16 protein-coding genes are annotated in these 19,372 nt (G+C 72.4%); 7 read left to right on the top strand and 9 right to left on the bottom strand.

Features of this window, described 5'->3' with window-relative positions:
* The first annotated feature begins 3 nt into the window (after positions 1–3).
* Complete coding sequence (locus tag AOQ37_RS29250; RefSeq protein ID WP_062649018.1) at positions 4–1,062, top strand: ABC transporter ATP-binding protein; 1,059 nt, start codon at positions 4–6, stop codon at positions 1,060–1,062.
* A gap of 58 nt (positions 1,063–1,120) precedes the next feature.
* Here AOQ37_RS29250 and AOQ37_RS29245 read toward each other — a convergent pair whose 3' ends face one another.
* Positions 1,121–1,549, bottom strand: a complete 429-nt coding sequence (locus tag AOQ37_RS29245; RefSeq protein WP_062648586.1) for a DUF6299 family protein — start codon at positions 1,547–1,549, stop codon at positions 1,121–1,123.
* A 230-nt stretch (positions 1,550–1,779) separates the two neighbouring features.
* Between AOQ37_RS29245 and AOQ37_RS29240 the strand changes: the two genes are divergently transcribed.
* Positions 1,780–1,983: a DUF5999 family protein gene (locus AOQ37_RS29240; RefSeq protein ID WP_062648585.1), complete on the top strand. Its 204-nt coding sequence runs from the start codon at positions 1,780–1,782 to the stop codon at positions 1,981–1,983.
* 104 nt (positions 1,984–2,087) lie between these two features.
* Here AOQ37_RS29240 and AOQ37_RS29235 read toward each other — a convergent pair whose 3' ends face one another.
* Positions 2,088–2,489, bottom strand: coding sequence for a RidA family protein (locus tag AOQ37_RS29235; protein WP_062648584.1), 402 nt, complete (start codon positions 2,487–2,489; stop codon positions 2,088–2,090).
* On the bottom strand, positions 2,486–3,622 hold the full coding sequence (locus AOQ37_RS29230; RefSeq protein WP_062648583.1) for an acyl-CoA dehydrogenase family protein: 1,137 nt from the start codon (positions 3,620–3,622) through the stop codon (positions 2,486–2,488). Before AOQ37_RS29230 ends, AOQ37_RS29235 begins: the two co-directional genes overlap by 4 nt.
* 173 nt (positions 3,623–3,795) lie before the next feature.
* Between AOQ37_RS29230 and AOQ37_RS29225 the strand changes: the two genes are divergently transcribed.
* Both AOQ37_RS29225 and AOQ37_RS29220 read left to right on the top strand, forming a co-directional pair.
* Complete coding sequence (locus tag AOQ37_RS29225) at positions 3,796–5,580, top strand: AMP-binding protein (RefSeq protein ID WP_062648581.1); 1,785 nt, start codon at positions 3,796–3,798, stop codon at positions 5,578–5,580.
* A gap of 15 nt (positions 5,581–5,595) precedes the next feature.
* Positions 5,596–6,423, top strand: a complete 828-nt coding sequence (locus AOQ37_RS29220; protein WP_062648579.1) for a PaaX family transcriptional regulator — start codon at positions 5,596–5,598, stop codon at positions 6,421–6,423.
* Positions 6,424–6,516: 93 nt separating this feature from the next.
* On the opposite strand, the gene AOQ37_RS29215 is transcribed toward AOQ37_RS29220, so the two are convergent.
* Positions 6,517–8,811, bottom strand: coding sequence for a bifunctional salicylyl-CoA 5-hydroxylase/oxidoreductase (locus tag AOQ37_RS29215; protein WP_107085336.1), 2,295 nt, complete (start codon positions 8,809–8,811; stop codon positions 6,517–6,519).
* Positions 8,812–8,906: 95 nt separating this feature from the next.
* Complete coding sequence (locus tag AOQ37_RS29210) at positions 8,907–9,734, bottom strand: enoyl-CoA hydratase family protein (RefSeq protein WP_062648575.1); 828 nt, start codon at positions 9,732–9,734, stop codon at positions 8,907–8,909.
* 313 nt (positions 9,735–10,047) lie between these two features.
* On the opposite strand from AOQ37_RS29210, the gene AOQ37_RS29205 reads away from it, so the two are divergent.
* Entirely contained in the window at positions 10,048–10,509 is a 462-nt protein-coding gene (locus tag AOQ37_RS29205; RefSeq protein WP_062649016.1) for an ATP-binding protein, read from the top strand.
* A 96-nt stretch (positions 10,510–10,605) separates the two neighbouring features.
* Here the strand turns inward: AOQ37_RS29205 and argF are convergent, their stop codons facing one another.
* A complete protein-coding gene (gene argF / locus AOQ37_RS29200; protein ID WP_062648573.1) occupies positions 10,606–11,619 on the bottom strand; it encodes an ornithine carbamoyltransferase in 1,014 nt (337 codons plus the stop codon).
* 121 nt (positions 11,620–11,740) lie between these two features.
* Entirely contained in the window at positions 11,741–12,964 is a 1,224-nt protein-coding gene (locus AOQ37_RS29195) for an arginine deiminase (RefSeq protein WP_062648571.1), read from the bottom strand.
* A 204-nt stretch (positions 12,965–13,168) separates the two neighbouring features.
* Between AOQ37_RS29195 and AOQ37_RS29190 the strand changes: the two genes are divergently transcribed.
* Together AOQ37_RS29190 and AOQ37_RS29185 are read left to right on the top strand one after the other, a co-directional pair.
* A complete protein-coding gene (locus AOQ37_RS29190; protein WP_062648569.1) occupies positions 13,169–14,338 on the top strand; it encodes an SPFH domain-containing protein in 1,170 nt (389 codons plus the stop codon).
* A complete protein-coding gene (locus AOQ37_RS29185; RefSeq protein WP_062648567.1) occupies positions 14,335–15,246 on the top strand; it encodes an NAD(+)/NADH kinase in 912 nt (303 codons plus the stop codon). Before AOQ37_RS29190 ends, AOQ37_RS29185 begins: the two co-directional genes overlap by 4 nt.
* 42 nt (positions 15,247–15,288) lie before the next feature.
* On the opposite strand, the gene AOQ37_RS29180 is transcribed toward AOQ37_RS29185, so the two are convergent.
* Both AOQ37_RS29180 and AOQ37_RS29175 read right to left on the bottom strand, forming a co-directional pair.
* Complete coding sequence (locus tag AOQ37_RS29180; protein WP_062648565.1) at positions 15,289–17,889, bottom strand: polynucleotide kinase-phosphatase; 2,601 nt, start codon at positions 17,887–17,889, stop codon at positions 15,289–15,291.
* On the bottom strand, positions 17,886–19,355 hold the full coding sequence (locus AOQ37_RS29175; protein ID WP_062648563.1) for a 3' terminal RNA ribose 2'-O-methyltransferase Hen1: 1,470 nt from the start codon (positions 19,353–19,355) through the stop codon (positions 17,886–17,888). Before AOQ37_RS29175 ends, AOQ37_RS29180 begins: the two co-directional genes overlap by 4 nt.
* Between the last annotated feature and the right edge of the window lie 17 nt (positions 19,356–19,372).

The following is a 19,372-nucleotide window of genomic DNA, read 5'->3' as shown; positions in this document are numbered from 1 at the left end:
GGCATGCGCGCCGACCCGTCCGCGGGCGGGCTCGACGCCCACCTGGTCGTGGAGCGCGGGGGGTTCCGCCTCGACGTGGCGCTGAGGGTGGCGCCGGGTGAGGTGGTCGCCCTGCTGGGGCCGAACGGCGCGGGGAAGACCACCGCGCTGCGCGCCCTCGCCGGTCTGACGCCGCTCACCGAGGGCCGGATACGGCTGGACGGTGGCGCGCTGGAGGGTACGCCGCCGGAGTCCCGCCCGGTCGGTGTCGTCTTCCAGGACTATCTGCTCTTCCCGCATCTGAGCGCACTGGACAACGTGGCCTTCGGGCCGCGCTGCCAGGGCGAGACCAAGGCGGCGGCCCGTGCCCGGGCCGCCGAGTGGCTGGACCGCCTGGGCCTGGCGGCGCACGCGGGCGCCAAGCCGCGCAGGCTGTCCGGGGGCCAGGCCCAGCGGGTGGCCCTGGCCCGTGCGCTGGCCACCGACCCTCGGCTGCTGCTCCTCGACGAGCCGCTGGCCGCGCTGGACGCCCGCACCCGGCTGGAGGTCCGCTCCCGACTCCGGCGCCACCTGGCCGAGTTCGAGGCCGTCGCCGTCCTCGTCACGCACGATCCGCTGGACGCGATGGTGCTCGCGGACCGGCTGGTCGTCGTCGAGCACGGGCGGGTCGTCCAGGAGGGGGCGCCGTCCGACATCGCCCGCCATCCCCGTACGGACTACATCGCCCGATTGGTCGGCCTGAACCTCTACCGGGGCGAGGCCGACGGCCACACCGTCCGCCTCGACGCCGGCCCGGCCGTCACCACCACCGAGGTCCTGTCCGGCCCGGTGTTCGTGGCCTTCCCGCCGAGCGCGGTCACCCTCTACCGCGACCGCCCGACGGGCACCAGCGCCCGCAACCTCTGGCACTGCGAGGTCGCCGGCCTGGAGACCCACGGCGACCAGATCCGCGCCGACCTCACCGGCGGACTCCCGCTCGCCGCTGACCTCACCACCGTCGCCGCGGCCGAACTCGACCTGCATCCGGGGGCGCGGGTCTGGGCGGCGGTGAAGGCCGCGCAGACCCACGCCTACCCGGTGTGAGCGGGGCGGGTCCGGATCGGGTCGAAGTCGACGGGGCCCGCCGTCCGGGAGCGGCCGCTCAGCCGGCCGTCAGCGTGATGTCCCGTTCCTGGGCCGCGTGGAAGCGGGGCAGCGGCAGGCTGCCCTGGGGGCGGAGTTCCATCAGCGTGGCCTCCACGTGGGCGGTACCGGGTTCGAGATCGGCCGGCGTGGCCTTTCCGGTGTTCTTCCACGTGTGCTCGGCGCCGTCGCACACGGCACGGGTGCCGCCGATGCCGTGCCGAACCTTGCCGGAACCCTGGCCCACCGAGGAGCTGACGAAGACGGGACCCGTGTTGCCGAGACACCGGTAGGTGCCCGAGAGCGTGACGGTGCCGTCCGCGGCGATGGTGCCGACCGAGTCCACGGTGACGGACTCCGCCGCGTCGGCTGTGGCCGTGACCGCCGGGGCGGCGAGCGATAGCAGGACGGCGCCGGCGGCCGCGGAGAGGGCGGAACGCAACGACATGGGAGTACCTCCTGTTGTGGGGGCCTCCACAGGTACCGGGCGGGCGCGCCCGGGACGGTGATCGTCACTCCTTCGGTGGCGAGTCCGCACCGGTCGTCGACGAACGGTCCTGGTGTCGTCCTGGTGGTGTCACGCTTTCGGGCAGCCCCTGGAGATGCCCGCGGGCCGGGCGCATGGTCTCCCCATGGGGGCCGACCGGACGGCCGACCCCACCGACGTGGAGGTGCTCCATGTGTTCCCACCGGCTTCCCCGCGCTTCCGCCGACGCCCGGCCGGTCGGCCTCGCGCACATCGTCGCCGCCCACCCCGAGCAGGGCTGGTACCTGATGTGTGACGGCACGATCGTCTTCGACGACTCCGGCGAACTGCTGCCCGACGGCCGTGCCGTGGACCCGCACCGGGTGACCGTCGAGCGGTTGGCCGTCGCCGCCTGACCTGGATCGTCGAAGCCGGCGACAGCCCCGGCGCGACCGTCCCACAAGGTGCCGAGACCGGTCGCCGAACCCGACCCGGCGTCGGCAGCGGTCACCGGCCCGGTTCACCGGTCGAGTACCGCGAAGCCGTCCAGTTCGACGAGTGCCTGCTCGTCCCAGAGTCGTACGATCCCGACGACCGCCATCGCCGGATAGTCGCGTCCGGCCGACTCGCGCCAGATCGCGCCCAGTTCGGCGGCCCTCTCGCGGTACGCGGCGACATCCGTGACGTAGACCGTGACGCGCGCGAGGTCCGCCGCCGAACCGCCCGCCGCCTTCAGCGCGGCCAGCAGGTTCGTCAGCGCCCGGGTGAACTGCTCCGGCAGCGACTCCCCCACGATCTTCCCTTCGGCGTCGAGCGCGGTCTGCCCCGCCAGGAAGACGATCCGCTCACCGGTGGCGACGACGGCGTGGGAGAAGCCGACGGGCGGGGAGAGTCCGGGCGGGTTGACGCGTTCGGTGGTCACCTGGCCTCCAGAGCGGCGTGCTCGGCGTACAACTCTCGGGCGATGATGCCGCGTTGGACCTCGCTGGCCCCCTCGTAGATGCGCGGCGCGCGCACCTCCCGGTAGAGGTGCTCGAGCAGATGACCGCGGCACAGGGCCCGTGCGCCGTGGAGTTGGACGGCCGCGTCCACGACGTACTGCGCCGTCTCGGTGGCGCAGAGCTTGGCCATCGCGGCCCGCTTCGGGACGTCCGGGGCGCCGCTGTCGTACGCCGCCGCGGCGGCGTGGACCATCAGACGGGCCGCCTCCGTGCGCAGGGCCATCTCGGCGACCTGGTGGGCGACCGCCTGAAGGTCGCTCAACTTGCCGTCGAAGGCGTCCCGTCGGGCGGTGTGCGCCAGGGTCGCGTCGAGGGCGGCCTGCGCCATGCCGACGGCGAAGGCCCCGACGCTGGGGCGGAACAGGTCGAGCGTGCCCATGGCGACCCGGAAACCGCGGTCGGGCTCGCCGAGCACGTCGTCGGCGGTGACCGGTACGCCGTCGAAGCGCAGGGCGCCGACGGGGTGCGGGGAGAGCATGTCCAGGGCGGAGCCGGTGAGACCCGCGCGGTCGGCCGGTACGAGGAAGGCGGTCACGCCACGGGCTCCCGCTTGCGGGGTGGTGCGGGCGAAGACGGTGTAGAAGTCGGCTTCGGGAGCGTTGGAGATCCAGCATTTCTCACCGGTGAGCCGCCAGCCGTCCGACCCGTCCCGCTCGGCGGCCAGGGACAGGGCAGCCGCGTCCGAGCCCGCGCCCGGCTCGCTCAGGGCGAAGGCGGCGATCGCGGTGCCGTCGGCGACGCGGGGCAGCCAGTGCCGCCGCTGGGCGGGGGTTCCGTGGGCGTGGACCGGGTGCGCGCCGAGGCCTTGCAGCGCGAGCGCGGTCTCCGCCTCCGTGCACGCGTAGGCGAGCGACTCGCGCATCAGGCAGAGGTCGACGGCGCCCGTGGTGAACAGCCTCGGCAGCAGGCCGAGCCGGCCGAGTTCGGCGACGAGCGGGCGGTTGACGCGCCCCGGTTCGCCTTTCTCGGCCAGCGGGCGCAGCCGTTCCGCGGCAAGAGCGCGCAGCTGCGCGCACCGGGCGACCTGTGCCGGTTCGAGCGAGAATGCGGGCATCGCCTGTCCCCTCTGCCGCTCGGCGGCTGCTCTCGCCTACCACTTCCCCTCGACGGTATCGCGTAGCGTTGACTGTCGTCACCAACGCGCTACGCTCCATGAGGCGACCCCAAGACGACGCCCGCCCGGGCAGCCCGGCCGGACAGTCCATCCAGGCAAGGGGGCGAACGCCCATGAACGTCTCGGCCCACGTCGACACCTTCGCGCGCGACCACCTTCCGCCGCCCGGCACCTGGCCCGGTCTCCGCTTCGATCTGCCGGAGCTGGCCTACCCCGATCAGGTGAACTGCGCCGCCGAGCTGCTCGACCGCGCGGCGCCGGACCGGCCCGTGTTCCACACCGTCTCGGGGCCGTCCTGGACGTACGGGGAACTGCGGACCCGGGTCGACCGGATCGCGCATCTGCTCAGCGGTGATCTCGGGGTCGTCCCGGGAAACCGGGTGCTGCTGCGCGGTCCCACCACGCCCTGGCTCGCGGCCTGCTGGCTGGCGGTGCTGAAGGCGGGCGCGATCGCGGTCACCGTCCTGGCCCAGCAGCGGTCGAACGAGTTGCGCGCCATGTGCGAGATCGCGCGGGTGCAGCACGCGCTCTGCGACATCAGGTCCGTGGACGATCTCGCCAAGGCGGAGATACCCGGGCTCCGGATCACGACGTACGGCGGTGACGCCCCGGACGACCTGTTGAACCGGTCGGCGCCGCCCACGCCGTACCGAGCCGTCGCGACCGCTTCCGACGACGTCGCGCTGATCGCCTTCACCTCCGGCACCACCGGTCGGCCGAAGGGCTGTCTGCACTTCCACCGGGACGTACTGGCCATCTCCGACACCTTCTCGCGGCACGTACTGAAACCGGTTCCGGACGACGTCTTCGCCGGCAGTCCCCCGCTCGGCTTCACCTTCGGCCTCGGCGGACTGGTCGTCTTCCCGATGCGGGCCGGCGCCAGCGCTCTGCTGCTCGAACAGGCGGGCCCACGGCAGTTGTTGCCCGCGATCGCCACACACCGGGTGACGGTGCTGTTCACGGCCCCCACCGCCTACCGCGCGATGCTCGACGAGCTGAACGAGCTGGACGACCGGAGCGGCCGGAGCAGCCGGAACGGTCAGGCCGGGCCGAACGCCCTCGAGGGGCCCACCCGGCCGGTCGGGCCCGGCGGGCCGAAGCGGCCGGCCGCACCCGACGTCTCCTCGCTGCGCCGCTGTGTCTCCGCCGGCGAGAACCTGCCCGCCGCCACCTGGCGAGCCTGGCACGAACGGACCGGACTCCGGCTGATCAACGGCATCGGCGCCACCGAACTGCTGCACATCTTCATCTCGGCCGCCGACGAACACATCCGGCCCGGCACGACCGGTGTCCCCGTCCCCGGCTGGCACGCGCGCGTGCAGGACCCGGACGGCAGACCCGTGCCCGACGGCGAGCCCGGCCTGCTCGCGGTGCGTGGGCCGGTCGGCTGCCGCTACCTCGCCGACCCCCGTCAGCGGCAGTACGTGCGCGACGGCTGGAACATCACCGGCGACACCTACGTGCGGGAGCCGGACGGCTACTTCCGGTACGTCGCCCGCGCCGACGACATGATCATCTCCGCCGGGTACAACATCGCGGGCCCCGAGGTCGAGGAAGCGCTGCTGCGCCACCCCGACGTCGTCGAGGCGGCGGTCGTGGGACGTCCCGACGAGCGACGGGGGCAGCTGGTCGTGGCGTTCGTCGTCCTGCGGACCGGCGTCCGGCGCGACGCGGAGACACTGCGCGCCTTCGTCACCCGGGAGTTGGCACCGTACAAGTGCCCGCGCGCGTTCGTCTTCCTGGACGCGCTGCCCCGGACGGCGACGGGAAAGCTCCAGCGGTTCCGCCTGCGCACCGAGGACCGCACGCAGGACCACGGCGAAGGCGACAGCAAGGGCCCGACCGGAGATCGGAGCGAAGATCACATCAGGGATGAGACCAAGAGTGACCAGCAGTGATACCGAAGACCTAAGATGATCAACGTGTCCGATCAGCCCGCACCCCGGTCTCTCATCGTCACGCTCTACGGCGCGTACGGCCGCTTCGCACCAGGCCCGGTGCCCGTCGCCGAACTGATCCGGCTGCTGGCCGCGGTCGGTGTCGACGCGCCCTCCGTACGCTCCTCGGTGTCCCGGCTGAAACGGCGTGGGCTGCTGCTGCCCGCCCGGACGGCACAGGGCGCGGCCGGATACGAACTGTCCGACGAGGCACGGCAGTTGCTCGACGACGGCGACCGGCGCATCTACGCCACGGACCCGCCCGCGGACGAGGGCTGGGTGCTGGCGGTGTTCTCCGTGCCCGAGTCGGAGCGGCAGAAGCGGCATGTGCTGCGTTCGCGGCTCGCGGGCCTGGGGTTCGGTACCGCCGCGCCGGGTGTGTGGATCGCGCCGGCGCGGTTGTACGACGAGACCCGGCACACCCTCCAGCGGCTGCGCCTCGACCCGTACGTCGACCTCTTCCGCGGCGAGCACCTCGGCTTCGCGCCGACCGTCGAGTCCGTCGGCCGGTGGTGGGACCTGGCGGCCATCGCCAAGGAGCACGAGACGTTCCTGGACGGCCAGGCGCGCGTGCTGAACGCCTGGCGGCAGCGTCCGGACACCCCGCCGGAGGAGGCCTACCGGGACTATCTCCTGGCCCTGGACTCCTGGCGCCACCTGCCCTACGCCGATCCCGGACTGCCCGCCCGCCTGCTGCCGGAGGACTGGCCGGGGACCCGTTCGGCGGCCGTGTTCCAGGCACTGCACGAGCGGCTGCGGGACGCGGGAGCGCAGTTCGCGGGAGTGACCCCGCACGCGCCGTGACGGAGTGGTAGGCCCGCCGCACTCCCCGGCCTGCTCCCGGTCACCCTTCCCGGCGCACGGCCCGTTGTGCTCCCCACGGCACTCCCGCATACCTCAACTCATCAGCTTCAGCCGGGGTTTGGGCGCGTCGGCGCGTCCGGTGCGTGGTGGGCGGCTGCCCGCGCGGTAGGGGGCGGGCCAGTCGGCTCCCGGTCCGGTGTAGCCCTGCTCGGCGGCCGCGTGCAGGGTCCAGTTCGGGTCGTAGAGGTGTGGTCGGGCGAGGGCGCAGAGGTCCGTACGGCCTGCCAGGATCAGCGAGTTGACGTCGTCCCAGGAGGAGATGGCGCCGACCGCGATCACGGGCACCCTCACCTCGTTCCGGATGCGGTCCGCGAAGGGGGTCTGGTAGGAGCGTCCGAACTCGGGGTGTTCGTCGGCGACCACCTGGCCGGTCGACACATCGATCGCGTCGGCGCCGTGCGCGGCGAAGGCGCGGGCGATCTCGACGGCGTCGTCGGCCGAAGTGCCGCCCTCGGCCCAGTCGGTGGCGGAGATGCGGACGGTCATCGGCCGTTCCTCGGGCCAGACCGCGCGGACCGCGTCGAAGACCTCCAGCGGGAAGCGCAGCCGCCGGGCGAGTGAGCCCCCGTAGGCGTCGGTCCGGAGGTTGGCCAGCGGGGAGAGGAAGCCGGACAGCAGGTAGCCGTGGGCGCAGTGCAGTTCGAGCAGGTCGAAGCCGGAACGGGCGGCCCGCCGGGCAGCGCAGGCGAACTCCTGCCGTAGGTCGGTGAGTTGTGCCCGGGTGAGCTCGCGGGGCAGTCGGCCGTCCGGTCTGTACGGCAGCGGGGAGGCGGCCACGAGCGGCCAGTTCCCCTCGGGCAGTGGTTCGTCCATGCCCTCCCACATCAGCCTCGTCGATCCCTTGCGCCCGGAGTGGCCGAGTTGGACGCCGATCGCGGTGCCCGGTGCCCGCTCGTGCACGAAGTCGGTGACCCGCCGCCAGGCGTCGGCCTGGCGCCCGGTGTAGAGGCCGGTGCAGCCGGGCGTGATGCGGCCCTCGGGAGACACGCACACCATCTCGGTCATGACGAGTCCGGCGCCGCCGAGGGCGCGGGCGCCGAGATGGACGAGGTGGAAGTCGTCGGGGAGGCCGTCGGTGGCCGAGTACATGTCCATGGGCGAGACGACGACCCGGTTGCGCAGGGTCAGTCCGCGCAGCCGGAACGGGGTGAACATCGGGGGTGTGCCGGGCGGGCAGCCGAACTCCCGCTCCACGCCCTCGGTGAAGCGCGGGTCGCGCAGACGCAGGTTGTCGTGGGTGACGCGGCGGCTGCGGGTGAGGAGGTTGAAGGCGAACCTGCGGGGCGGCTGGTCGAGGTAGAGGCCGATGTTCTCGAACCACTCCAGGCTGGCGCGGGCGGCCCGCTGGGTGGAGGCGACGACGGGCCTGCGTTCCTCCTCGTAGGCGGTCAACGCGGTGCGGAGATCGGGGTGTTCGTGCAGACAGGCGGCCAGCGCCAGGGCGTCCTCGACGGCGAGTTTGGTGCCGGAGCCGATGGAGAAGTGGGCGGTGTGGGCGGCGTCGCCCAGCAGGACGAGGTTGCCGTGCGACCAGCGCTCGTTGACGACGGTCCGGAACGTGGTCCAGGTGGACTTGTTGGACTCCAGTGAGCGTCCGCCGAGGGCGTCCGCGAAGATCTTGGCGCAGCGCTCGACGGACTCCCGTTCGTCGAGTTCGTCGAAGCCGGTCGCCCGCCAGACCTCCTCGCGCATCTCGACGATCACGGTCGAGGAGTCGGCCGCGTAGGGGTATCCGTGCAGCTGCATCACGCCGTGCGGGGTCTCGGCCGTCTCGAAGCGGAAGGCGTCGAAGGCGAAGTCCGCGGCGAGCCAGATGTAGCGGCAGTGGTGGCTGGTCACCCGGGGGCGGAACACCTGGGCGTACGCCTGGCGGGTGGTGCTGTGCACGCCGTCGGCGGCGATGACCAGGTCGTGTTCCGCCGCCAGCCGTGCGGGGTCCGGCGCCTCGGCGCGGAAGCGCAGGCCGACGCCGAGGGAGCGACAGCGCTCGTGCAGGATCTCCAGGAGCCGGCGTCGGCCGAGGGCGGCGAAGCCGTGTCCGGTGGAGGTGTGCCGGGTGGCGCGGTGCACGATGTCGATGTCGTCCCAGCGGACGAAGTCCTGCTGGAGGGCGGCGTAGACCTGCGGGTCGGCGTGCTCGATGCCGCCGAGGGTCTCGTCGGACAGGACGACGCCGAAGCCGAAGGTGTCGTCGGGGGCGTTGCGTTCCCAGAGGGTGATCTCGCGGCCGGGGTCGAGGCGTTTCAGCAGGGCGGCCGCGTAGAGCCCGCCGGGGCCGCCGCCGATGATCGCGACCCGGAGGGGGTGGCCGGTCGGTCCGGGCGGCAGCGGTCGCGTCGTGGCGGGTCGTGTCCCGCGGCCGCGCGGCTCGTCGGCGGTGGCCCGCGCCGTCGGGGTGGATGCCCGCCCGTCGGCGGCCACGCCTACCGACCCCTCCACTTCGGCGGGCGCTTCTCGGTGAACGCCGCGTGGAATTCCGCGTAGTCCTCGCCGTTCATCAGCAGGGCCTGGGTCGCGGCGTCCAGTTCCACCGCCGCCGCCAGGGGCATGTCCAGCTCGGCCGTCAGCAGGGCCTTGGTCTGGGCGTACGCCAGTGCCGGTCCGTCGGCGAGGCGGTGGGCGAGGGCCTGTGCGGCCTCGTCGGCGCGGCCCTCGTCGGTGAGTTCGCTGATCAGGCCGATGCGCTCGGCCTCGGGGGCGCGGACCGGCTCGCCGAGCATGAGCAGCCGGGTGGCGTGGCCGAGGCCCACGACCCGGGGCAGCAGATAGGCGGCGCCCATGTCGCCGCCGGAGAGGCCGACGCGGGTGAAGAGGAACGCGAAGCGGGCGCTGGGATCGGCGATCCGGAAGTCCGCGGCCAGGGCGAGGACCGCGCCGGCGCCCGCCGCGACGCCGTGCACGGCCGCGATGACCGGGAACGGGCACTCCCTCATGGCGCGCACGACCTGGCCGGTCATCCGGTTGAAGTCGAGGAGCCGGGCGGTGTCCATGCCGAGGGTGGCGCCGATGATCTCGTCGACGTCTCCGCCGGAGCAGAAGCCGCGGCCCTCGCCGGCCAGGACCAGGGCGCGGACCGACCGCTCCCGGGACAGCTCGGCGAGGAGGTCGCGCAGGTCGGCGTAGGCGCCGAAGGTGAGGGCGTTGAGTTTCTCGGGACGGGCCAGGGTGACGGTGGCGATGCCGTCGGTGTGTGTGACGCGCAGGTGGTGCCAGTCGGAGGTGCGGGCGGCGGAGCCGGTGAAGGGACTCATGAGGGCGGCCTCCTCGACAGTCACCCTCGAAGTTACCACCCTCTCGTGACTGTCGTCATGAGTACGCGATAGGGCTGCCGGGAAGAATCGCCGTGTCACCGCACGACATGTTCTCGTCACACACGTCACCGGTCGTCAATAACGCGGTAACAACGGGATCAGGTGCGCGAGAGGGACCGTTGTCCCGGGTAAGTCGCCGGGCAGGGGCCGAGGGTCCCGTGCGGCGCCCGCCGAGCGCCTCTGCCGGAGGCCGCCGTACCATTCCTGAAGTTGAAAGCAGGACCGCCTGATGTCGATCACCGGACCCTGCGCCATGAACGGACTCGCCTTGTACGAACGCCCCTCCGACCCGGCCGCCTCCTGGCGTATCGCGCTGCCGCACTCCGCCGCGGCCGTGCCGGTGGCCCGCGCGCTGGTCCGAACGGCGCTGGCCGAGCTGAAGCACGGAGCGGACAGCGACACCGCGGAGCTGCTCACCGCCGAGCTGGTGGCCAACGCCGTGGAGCACACCGCCGGGGACGCCCCGATAGAGCTGGTGGTGGAGCTGCGGCCGACCGGCTGCCAGGTCGAGGTGCACGACCCCGACCCGCTGCCGCCGGGCGATCTCACCCGCCCCTCCGGGGAGGAGCCCGACCCCTGGCAGGAGCACGGGCGCGGGCTGCTGCTCATCCGCACCCTCAGCTCGTCCTGCGGGCACCGGCCCACGGAACAGGGCAAGGCGGTGTGGTTCAGGCTGGCCGCCGTTCCGGCACAGTGGCGGCCGCACCCGGCGTGACGCCGCTCTCGGCGGTGCCGTCACTTTCCGCGGTGACGTCACGCGCGCCGTGACACGGCCCTCCGCCGCGACGTCACTGTCCGCCGTCGGCGCCGCTCAGGCGAGCGTCGCCACCAGCACGGCCTTGATCGTGTGCAGTCGGTTCTCCGCCTCGTCGAAGACGACCGAGTGGGCCGACTCGAACACCTCGTCCGTCACCTCGAGGGAGTCCAGGCCGTGCGCCTCGTGGATCTCGCGGCCCACCTTGGTGCCGAGGTCGTGGAAGGCCGGGAGGCAGTGCAGGAACTTGACGTCCGGGTTGCCGGTGGCGCGCAGGACGTCCATGGTCACGGCGTACGGGCCGAGGGCGGCGATCCGCTCGTCCCAGACCTCCTTGGGCTCACCCATGGAGACCCACACGTCGGTGGCGACGAAGTCGGCGCCCGCGACACCCTCGGCCAGGTCCTCGGTGAGCAGGATCGCGGCGCCGGAGCTTTCGGCCAGCTCGCGGGCCCGCGCGACCACCTCGTCGGCCGGCCAGTACTCCTTGGGCGCGACGATGCGGACGTCCAGGCCGAGCAGAGCGCCGGTGACCAGGTAGGAGTTGCCCATGTTGAAGCGGGCGTCGCCGAGGTAGGCGAGGACGAAACCGTCGTCCACGAGGCTCTTGGCGCAGTGCTCGGTCATCGTGAGCACGTCGGCGAGCATCTGGGTGGGGTGCCAGTCGTCGGTGAGACCGTTGAAGACGGGCACGCCCGCGTGGGCGGCGAGCTCCTCGACCCTGTGCTGGCTGGAGCCGCGGTACTCGATGCCGTCGTACATGCGGCCCAGCACCCGGGCGGTGTCCTTCACCGACTCCTTGTGGCCGATCTGCGAGCCGGAGGGGTCGAGGTAGGTGGTGGAGGCTCCCTGGTCCGCCGCGGCGACCTCGAACGCGCAGCGGGTGCGCGTCGAGGTCTTCTCGAAGATCAGGGCGATGTTCTTGCCGCGCAGGTGCTGGACCTCGGTCCCGGCCTTCTTGGCGGCCTTGAGCTCCGCGGCCAGCTCGATCAGGCCGCGGAACTCCTCCTCGGTGAAGTCCAGCTCCTTGAGGAAGTGGCGGCCGGCGAGGGCGGTCGGGACTGTCGCCATGGGGGTCGCTCCAGAGGTGCGGTGGAAAAGTGCAGTGCACGGGACTGCGGTGGCAGGGAACCCCGGAAGTCTATACGACACCCAACATTTTTATACAGACGCGCGAACGACATCCGTACGCCTATACGGCACTCCGTTCGACCGGACAGCTCATACAGCGCGGTCCGCCCCTGCCCCGGCCCAGTTCGCTGCCGGGGATCTCGATCACCTCGATGCCCTGTTTGCGCAGATGGGTGTTGGTGGTGACGTTGCGCTCGTAGGCGACGACGACACCCGGCTCCACGGCGAGGACGTTGCAGCCGTCGTCCCACTGCTCGCGTTCGGCGGCGTGGACGTCCTGGGTGGCGGTGAGCACGCGGATCTCGCTCAGACCGAGGGCGGCGGCGATCGCGCGGTGCATGTGCTCCGGCGGATGGTCGGTGACCTTGAGCTCCTTCTCGCCGACGCCCGGCTCGATGGTGTACGAGCGGAGCATGCCGAGGCCCGCGTACTGGGTGAAGGTGTCGCCGTCGACCATCGTCATCACGGTGTCGAGGTGCATGAAGGCGCGCCGCTTCGGCATGTCGAGGGCCACGATGGTCTCGGCCGAACCCGCCGCGAACAGCTTGTGGGCGAGCATCTCGACGGCCTGCGGGGTGGTGCGCTCGCTCATGCCGATCAGCACGGCGCCGTTGCCGATGACGAGGACGTCACCGCCCTCGATGGTGGACGGATAGTCGGCCTGCCCCTCGGACCAGACACGGAACGACTCCCCGCGGAAGACGGGGTGGTGCCGGTAGATCGCCTCGAAGTGGACGGTCTCGCGCTGCCTGGCCGGCCAGCGCATGGCGTTGATCGCGACACCGTCGTAGATCCAGGCGGAGGTGTCGCGGGTGAAGAGGTGGTTGGGGAGCGGGTCGAGGAGGAAGTCGTCCAGGTCCATGACATGGAAGCGCACGGAGGTCGGTTCGGGATGCGCTTCCAGGAACTCCCGCTTGGTCATGCCGCCGACGAGGGCCTCCACGAGTTCCGGAGCGGGAAGCGCCTCGAAGGCGGCGCGGAGGTGGTCGGTGGCGAGTACCCCGTACTCCTTCTCGTCGAATACGCGGTCCAGGACGAGCGCTCGGGCCGCCGGGATCTCCAGGGCCTCGGTGAGCAGGTCGCCGAAGAGGTGGACGGCGACACCGCGGTCGCGCAGCACGTCGGCGAACCCGTCGTGCTCGGCGCGCGCCCGGCGCACCCACAGCACGTCGTCGAAGAGAAGGGCGTCCTTGTTGCTGGGGGTGAGCCTTTTGAGCTCGAGATCCGGCCGGTGCAGGATGACGCGGCGCAGCCGCCCGGCCTCGGAGTCGACATGGAATCCCATGTCTCCATCCTGACCACCAGGGACCACCTTCACCCCCTGCTGGACCGATTCCGCACGAGCTTGTTCCACCCTGAGCCCCCCACGGCCACCCTCCGCCGCCCTCACGTCGTTCTCGTCCCCTTGACGACAAGAGGAACGCGCGGCTATCGTTTTCTTATCGTCGCACTGACGAGAAACGCGGGAAACGGACGAGGGGGGTCTCTCATGGCCGACATCACCCGGCGCCTGGGCTGGCGCCATCTGCGCGGCGCCCCGACGGCGCACGTGCGCCACCACCGCTCCGGCAAGCTGGCGCACGACGGCCCGGGACTCAGCTTCTGGTTCCGCTCACTGAGCGCCGCACTGTCCGAAGTCCCGGTCGACGACCGCGAGTTGGCGATGACCTTCCACGCCCGCACGGTCGACTTCCAGGACGTGACGGTGCAGGCGACGGTGACCTACCGGATCAGCGACCCGGCCGTCGCCGCCGCCCGCCTCGACTTCTCCATCGACCCCGACACGGGCGTGTGGCGCAGCGCGCCCCTGGAGCAGCTCGGCACACTGCTCACGGAGACGGCACAGCAGCACGCGCTGGACGTCCTCGCACGGACCTCACTGTCGTCGGCCCTGGTGGACGGCGTGACGTCGGTACGGGAGCGGGTCGCGACGGGACTGGCGGCCGAGCCGCGGCTGCCGGCCACGGGCATCGAGATCGTGGCCGTACGGGTCGTCGCGCTGCGTCCGGAACCGGAGGTGGAACGGGCGCTGCGCACCCCGGCGCGTGAGCAGATCCAGCAGGAGGCCGACCGGGCGACGTACGAGCGGCGGGCGGTGGCCGTCGAGCGGGAGCGGACGATCGCCGAGAACGAACTGGCCAGCCAGATCGAACTGGCCCGCCGCGAGGAGCAGTTGGTCGAGCAGCGCGGTACGAACACCCGTCGCGAGGCGGAGGAGAGCGCGGCGGCCGACAAGGTGCGGGCGGAGGCGGAGGCCACCCGGTCCGTGCGGCTGGCGGAGGCGGAGGCCGCGCGGTCGGTGAAGCTGGCTGAGGCGGAGGCCGCGAAGCAGGTGCGGCTGGCCGACGCCGAGGCGCAGCGCACGGAGCGGCTGACCCAGGTGGAGGCGGCGCGCACGGTACGGCTCGCGGAGGCGGAGGCGGCCCGCTCGGTCCAGCTCGCCCGTGCCGAGGCGCAGGCGGCCCGCGAGGTCGGCGAGGCGCGGGCGCAGGCACAGGCGGCCTGGCTGCGCGTGCACGCCGACGTCGACGTGGCGACCCTGCACGCCCTCACCGGTACGCGTCTCGCCGAGAACCTGCCCCGCATCGACAACGTGACGATCTCGCCGGACGTCCTCACCGGTCTCCTGTCGAGGCTCGGCGGCGGGGAACGGGAATGAGTCTCGCCCCGCGGGCCGTGCTGGTCCACCGCACCACGGAGTACGAGGAGTTGGTCGCCCGGCACGGCACCCACGGCCAGGCCGCCTTCTTCCTCTCCTCGCGGGGCCGGGACATCGAGGAGATCGCCGAACGCCACCGGCGCACACGGCGGGCACTGGCCGAGGTGACGGCGGCGATCCCCCTGACCTGGCGTCAGACCCGGGTGGAGCGGGCCGACCTGGACCGCTTCCTGTTCGCCCCGGAGGACGTGGTCGTGGTGGTCGGCCAGGACGGACTCGTGGCGAACGTCGCCAAGTACCTGTCCGGCCAGCCGGTGGTGGGCATCGACACCGACCCGGGCCGCAACCCGGGTGTCCTGGTCCGCCACAGCCCGGCGGACGCCCGGCTGCTCCTGCCCTCGGTGCTCGCGACGGGCACCGGCGCGGAGGGGCTGACCATGGTCGAGGCGGTGGCCGACGACACCCAGCGGCTCCTGGCTCTCAACGAGATCTATCTGGGGGCCGCGGGACACCAGACCGCCCGCTACCGCCTGGGCCTCGACGGCGACGGGGGTGCCGCCGAGGCCCAGGCCTCCTCCGGGGTGCTGGTGGGCACGGGCACCGGGGCGACCGGCTGGATCCGGTCGGTGTGGCAGGAGCGGGGCGGCGGGAGCGCATCGGCCCCGCGCCTGCCGGGCCCGACGGAGGACCGCCTGGTGTGGTTCGTGCGGGAGGCGTGGCCGTCCCCCGCGACCGGTACCTCGCTGGTCGCGGGCGAGCTCGCGGCGGGCGGCCGGCTGACGCTCACCGTCGAGTCGGAGCGCCTCATCGCCTTCGGTGACGGGATCGAGAGCGACGCGGTGGAGCTGACGTGGGGTCAGCGGGTACGGGTGGGGCGGGCGGAAGCGGCGCTACGCCTCGTGGGCTGAACCGCGGCACGACGCCCCCCCCGCTTCCACCACCGCCACCGCTCACAGGCGGGGGTCCACCGGCTCCGACTCCAGGGCCAGTACACCGAAGACCGCCTCGTGGACGCGCCACAGCGGCTCCCCCTCGGCCAGTCGGGCCAGGGCCTCCAGGCCGAGGACGTACTCGCGGATCGCCAACGACCGTTTGTGGTTGAGGAAGCGCCCGCGCAGCCGGGTGAGGTTGTCCGGGCGGGTGTACTCCGGGCCGTAGATGATCCGGAGGTACTCGCGGCCCCGGCACTTGATACCGGGCTGGACCAGACGGCCTTCGCCTCCCCCGCTCCCGGCGTCGCCCGAACGCGTAGACCCCGAGCGCACCACGGCGCCCAGCGGCTTGACGACCATGCCCTCGCCGCCCCGGCCCGTCATCTCCAGCCACCAGTCGACACCGGCCGCCACCGACTCGGGGTCGGCCGTGTCGACGTAGAGCCGCCGGGTCGTCCGGAGCAGACCGGTGTTGTCGTGTTCCACCAGCCGGTCCAGGAGCGACAGCTGCTCGTCGTGCGGCAGACCGGCGAGGCTGCGGCCCTGGACCGCGAGGATCTGGAACGGGGCCAGCCGTACGCCGTCCAGCCCGTCCGTCGTCCAGCAGTAGCGCCGGTACGCCTGTGTGAACGCGGCCGCGTCCGAGGCGCGTTCACGCTGACGGGCGAGGAGGTCCCCGACGTCGACACCCCGTGCCGCCGCGCCTTCCAGAGCGGACAGGGCGCCCGGGAAGACCGCGCCGGAGGCGGCGCCCACGGCCGCGTACTGCGAGCGCAGCAGACCCGAGGCCTTCAGGGACCAGGGCATCAGCTCGGCGTCCAGCAGCAGCCAGTCCGTGTCGAGTTCCGCCCACAGACCCGCCTCCTCCACCGCCGTCCGTATCCGGCCGAGGATCTCCTCCGTCACGCCCTCGTCGTCGAAGAACGGCCGGCCGGTGCGGGTGTAGAGGGAGCCGGTGGGGCCGTCCACGCCGAAACGCTTGCGCGCCGTCTCCGCGTCCCGGCACACCAGGGCCACCGCCCGCGAGCCCATGTGCTTCTCCTCGCACACGACCCGCGCGACACCGTCCTGCGCGTACTGCGCGAACGCCTCCGCCGGGTGCTCCAGGTATCCCTCGACGTGCGAGGTGGCCGTGGGGGCCATCGTCGGCGGCAGGTACGGCAGCAGCCGCGGGTCCACCGCGAACCGGCTCATGACCTCCAGGGCCGCGGCCGCGTTCTCCTCCCGGATCGAGACGCGGTTGTGGCCGTCGTACCGGGTCTCGACGACCCGCCGGCCGTGCACGTCGGCCAGGTCCAGCGGGCGGCCGTCGTGCCCGCCGGGCGCCTCGGAGCGCAGCGGCTTCGTCGGCTCGTACCAGACCTGCTCCGCCGGTACGTCGACCAGCTCGCGCTCCGGCCAGCGCAGCGCGGTCAGCTTGCCGCCGAACACGGCGCCGGTGTCCAGGCAGATGGTGTTGTTCAGCCAGGTCGCCTCCGGGACGGGCGTGTGGCCGTAGACCACCGCCGCGCGGCCCCGGTAGTCCTCCGCCCACGGGTAGCGCACCGGCAGGCCGAACTCGTCGGTCTCACCGGTGGTGTCGCCGTACAGCGCGTGCGAGCGGACCCGGCCGGAGGTGCGGCCGTGGTACTTCTCCGGCAGGCCCGCGTGACAGACCACGAGCCTGCCGCCGTCGAGGACGTAGTGGCTGACGAGACCGTCGATGAACTCCCTTACCTCGGCGCGGAACTCCTCGCTCTCGCTCTCCATCTGCTCGATGGTCTCGGCCAGACCGTGGGTGTGCTGGACCTTGCGGCCGCGCAGGTGACGGCCGTACTTGTTCTCGTGGTTGCCGGGCACGCACAGGGCGTTGCCCGACCTGACCATCGCCATCACGCGGCGCAGGACACCCGGGCTGTCCGGTCCCCGGTCGACGAGGTCGCCGACGAACACGGCCTGCCGTCCCTGCGGGTGGACGCCGTCCGCATAGCCCAACTTGCCCAGCAGGCGCTCCAGTTCGGCGGCGCAGCCGTGGATGTCTCCGATGATGTCGAAGGGCCCGGTGAGGTGGGTCAGGTCGTTGTAGCGCTTCTCGGTGACGACCGAGGCGTTCTCGATGTCCTCGACTCCCCGCAGGACGTGCACCTTGCGGAAGCCCTCGCGCTCCAGGTGGCGCAGCGAGCGGCGCAGTTCGCGGGTGTGGCGCTGGATGACCCGGCGGGGCATGTCGGCGCGGTCGGTGCGGGCCGCGTTGCGTTCGGCGCACACCTCCTCCGGCACGTCCAGCACGATGGCGATGGGCAGCACGTCGTACTGCTTCGCCAGCTCGATCAACTGGCGGCGGGCGTCCGGCTGCACGCTGGTGGCGTCGACCACCGTGCGACGGCCGGCCGCGAGCCGCTTCCCCGCGATGTAGTGCAGGACGTCGAAGGCGTCCCGGGTCGCGCTCTGGTCGTTCTCGTCGTCGGAGACCAGGCCCCGGCAGAAGTCGGAGGAGATGATCTCGGTGGGCTTGAAGACGCGGCGGGCGAAGGTGGACTTGCCGGACCCGGACGCGCCGATCAGGACGACGAGGGAGAGGTCGGTGACGGGCAGCACACGGCCACCCCGCCGCTGCGTGGAAACCTGGGTCTCGGTCATGCCGCCTTCGCCTCCTTCTCGTTCGCGCCGCTCAGGGTGAAGACGGCCATCTGGGTGGGCGGCCCGACCTCCGGGTCGTCCAGGCCGACCGGGACGAACTCCACGGTGTAGTGGTGCCGTTCGGCGACCGCGGCCGCCCAGCCGCGGAACTCCTCGCGGGTCCACTCGAAGCGGTGGTCGCCGTGCCGGACATGGCCTGCCGGGAGGCTCTCCCAGCGGACGTTGTACTCGACGTTCGGGGTGGTCACCAGGACCGTGCGCGGACGGGCCGCACCGAACACCGCGTACTCCAGGGCGGGCAGCCTGGGCAGGTCGAGGTGCTCGATCACCTCGCTGAGCACGGCGGCGTCATAGCCCTGGAGGCGGGCGTCGGTGTAGGCGAGCGAGCTCTGGTAGAGCCGGACACGGGAGGACTGCCGCTCGCCCATCCGGTCCAGCTTCAGCCGGCGGGAGGCGATGGTGAGCGCGCGCATCGACACATCGACCCCGACGATCTCGGTGAAGCGCGGGTCCTTCAGCAGCGCCTGCACCAACTGGCCCTGACCGCAGCCGAGGTCGAGGACCCGGGCGGCCCCGGACTGCGTCAGCGCGGTGACGATCGCCTCGCGGCGCAGCACGGCCAGCGGGGTGGGGCGCTCCTCCGTCTCGGCCTCCGGCTCGACCGCGTTGTCGATCTCCTCGACCTCGCTGTCGTCCGCCTCGGCGAGCCGGACCAGCTCCAGCCGCTCCATCGCCTGTCGGGTCAGCGACCAGCGGCGCGAGAGGTAACGGCTGGTGATCAGTTTCTGCTGGGGGTGCTCGGCCAGCCATCCCTCACCGGCGCGCAGCAGCTTGTCGACCTCGTCGGAGGAGACCCAGTAGTGCTTGGCGTCGTCGAGGACCGGCAGCAGGACGTACAGGTGGCGCAGGGCCTCGGCGACGGTGAGCGTCCGCGACTCCAGGACCAGGCTCACATACCGCGAGTCGCCCCACTCCTCGAACTCCGTGTCGAGGGGCACCGGTTCGGCACGCACGGCCCAGCCGAGCGGCTCGAACAGGCCGCGTACGAGGTCGGCGCCGCCACGGGCCGGCAGTGCGGGTACCTCGATCCTCAACGGCCTTGTCTGCGAGGGGAGTTCGGGCTTCGCCGCGCACACACCACGCATCGCGCTGGAGAACACCGCGCTCAGCGCCACCGCGAGCAGCGAGGAGGCCGCGTAGGGGCGGTCGTTGACGTACTGGGCGAGGGCCGCGTCCGGAGCGCCGCCCCGGCCCTTGCCCTTGCCACGCCGGACCAGCGCCACGGCATCCACCTCCAGCAGCAGCGCCGCCGTGCAGCGCTCGGCGTCCGCCTCGGGGTAGAGGACGTGGGCCTTGCCGTAGGAGGTGGAGAACGCCTGCGCGTTGTCGGGATGCTTGTGCAGCAGGTAGCCCAGGTCGGTGGCAGGACGTTCGGGGGTGCCGGTGGTGCTGATCGTCAGGAACACGTGGGTGCCTCGGTGGG

It is taken from the genome of Streptomyces maremycinicus, from assembly GCF_001184025.1.
Classification (GTDB): Bacteria; Actinomycetota; Actinomycetes; order Streptomycetales; family Streptomycetaceae; genus Streptomyces; species Streptomyces maremycinicus.
Note: the sequence above shows the minus strand (reverse complement) of the source record. Positions and strands in the feature narration are given on the sequence as shown.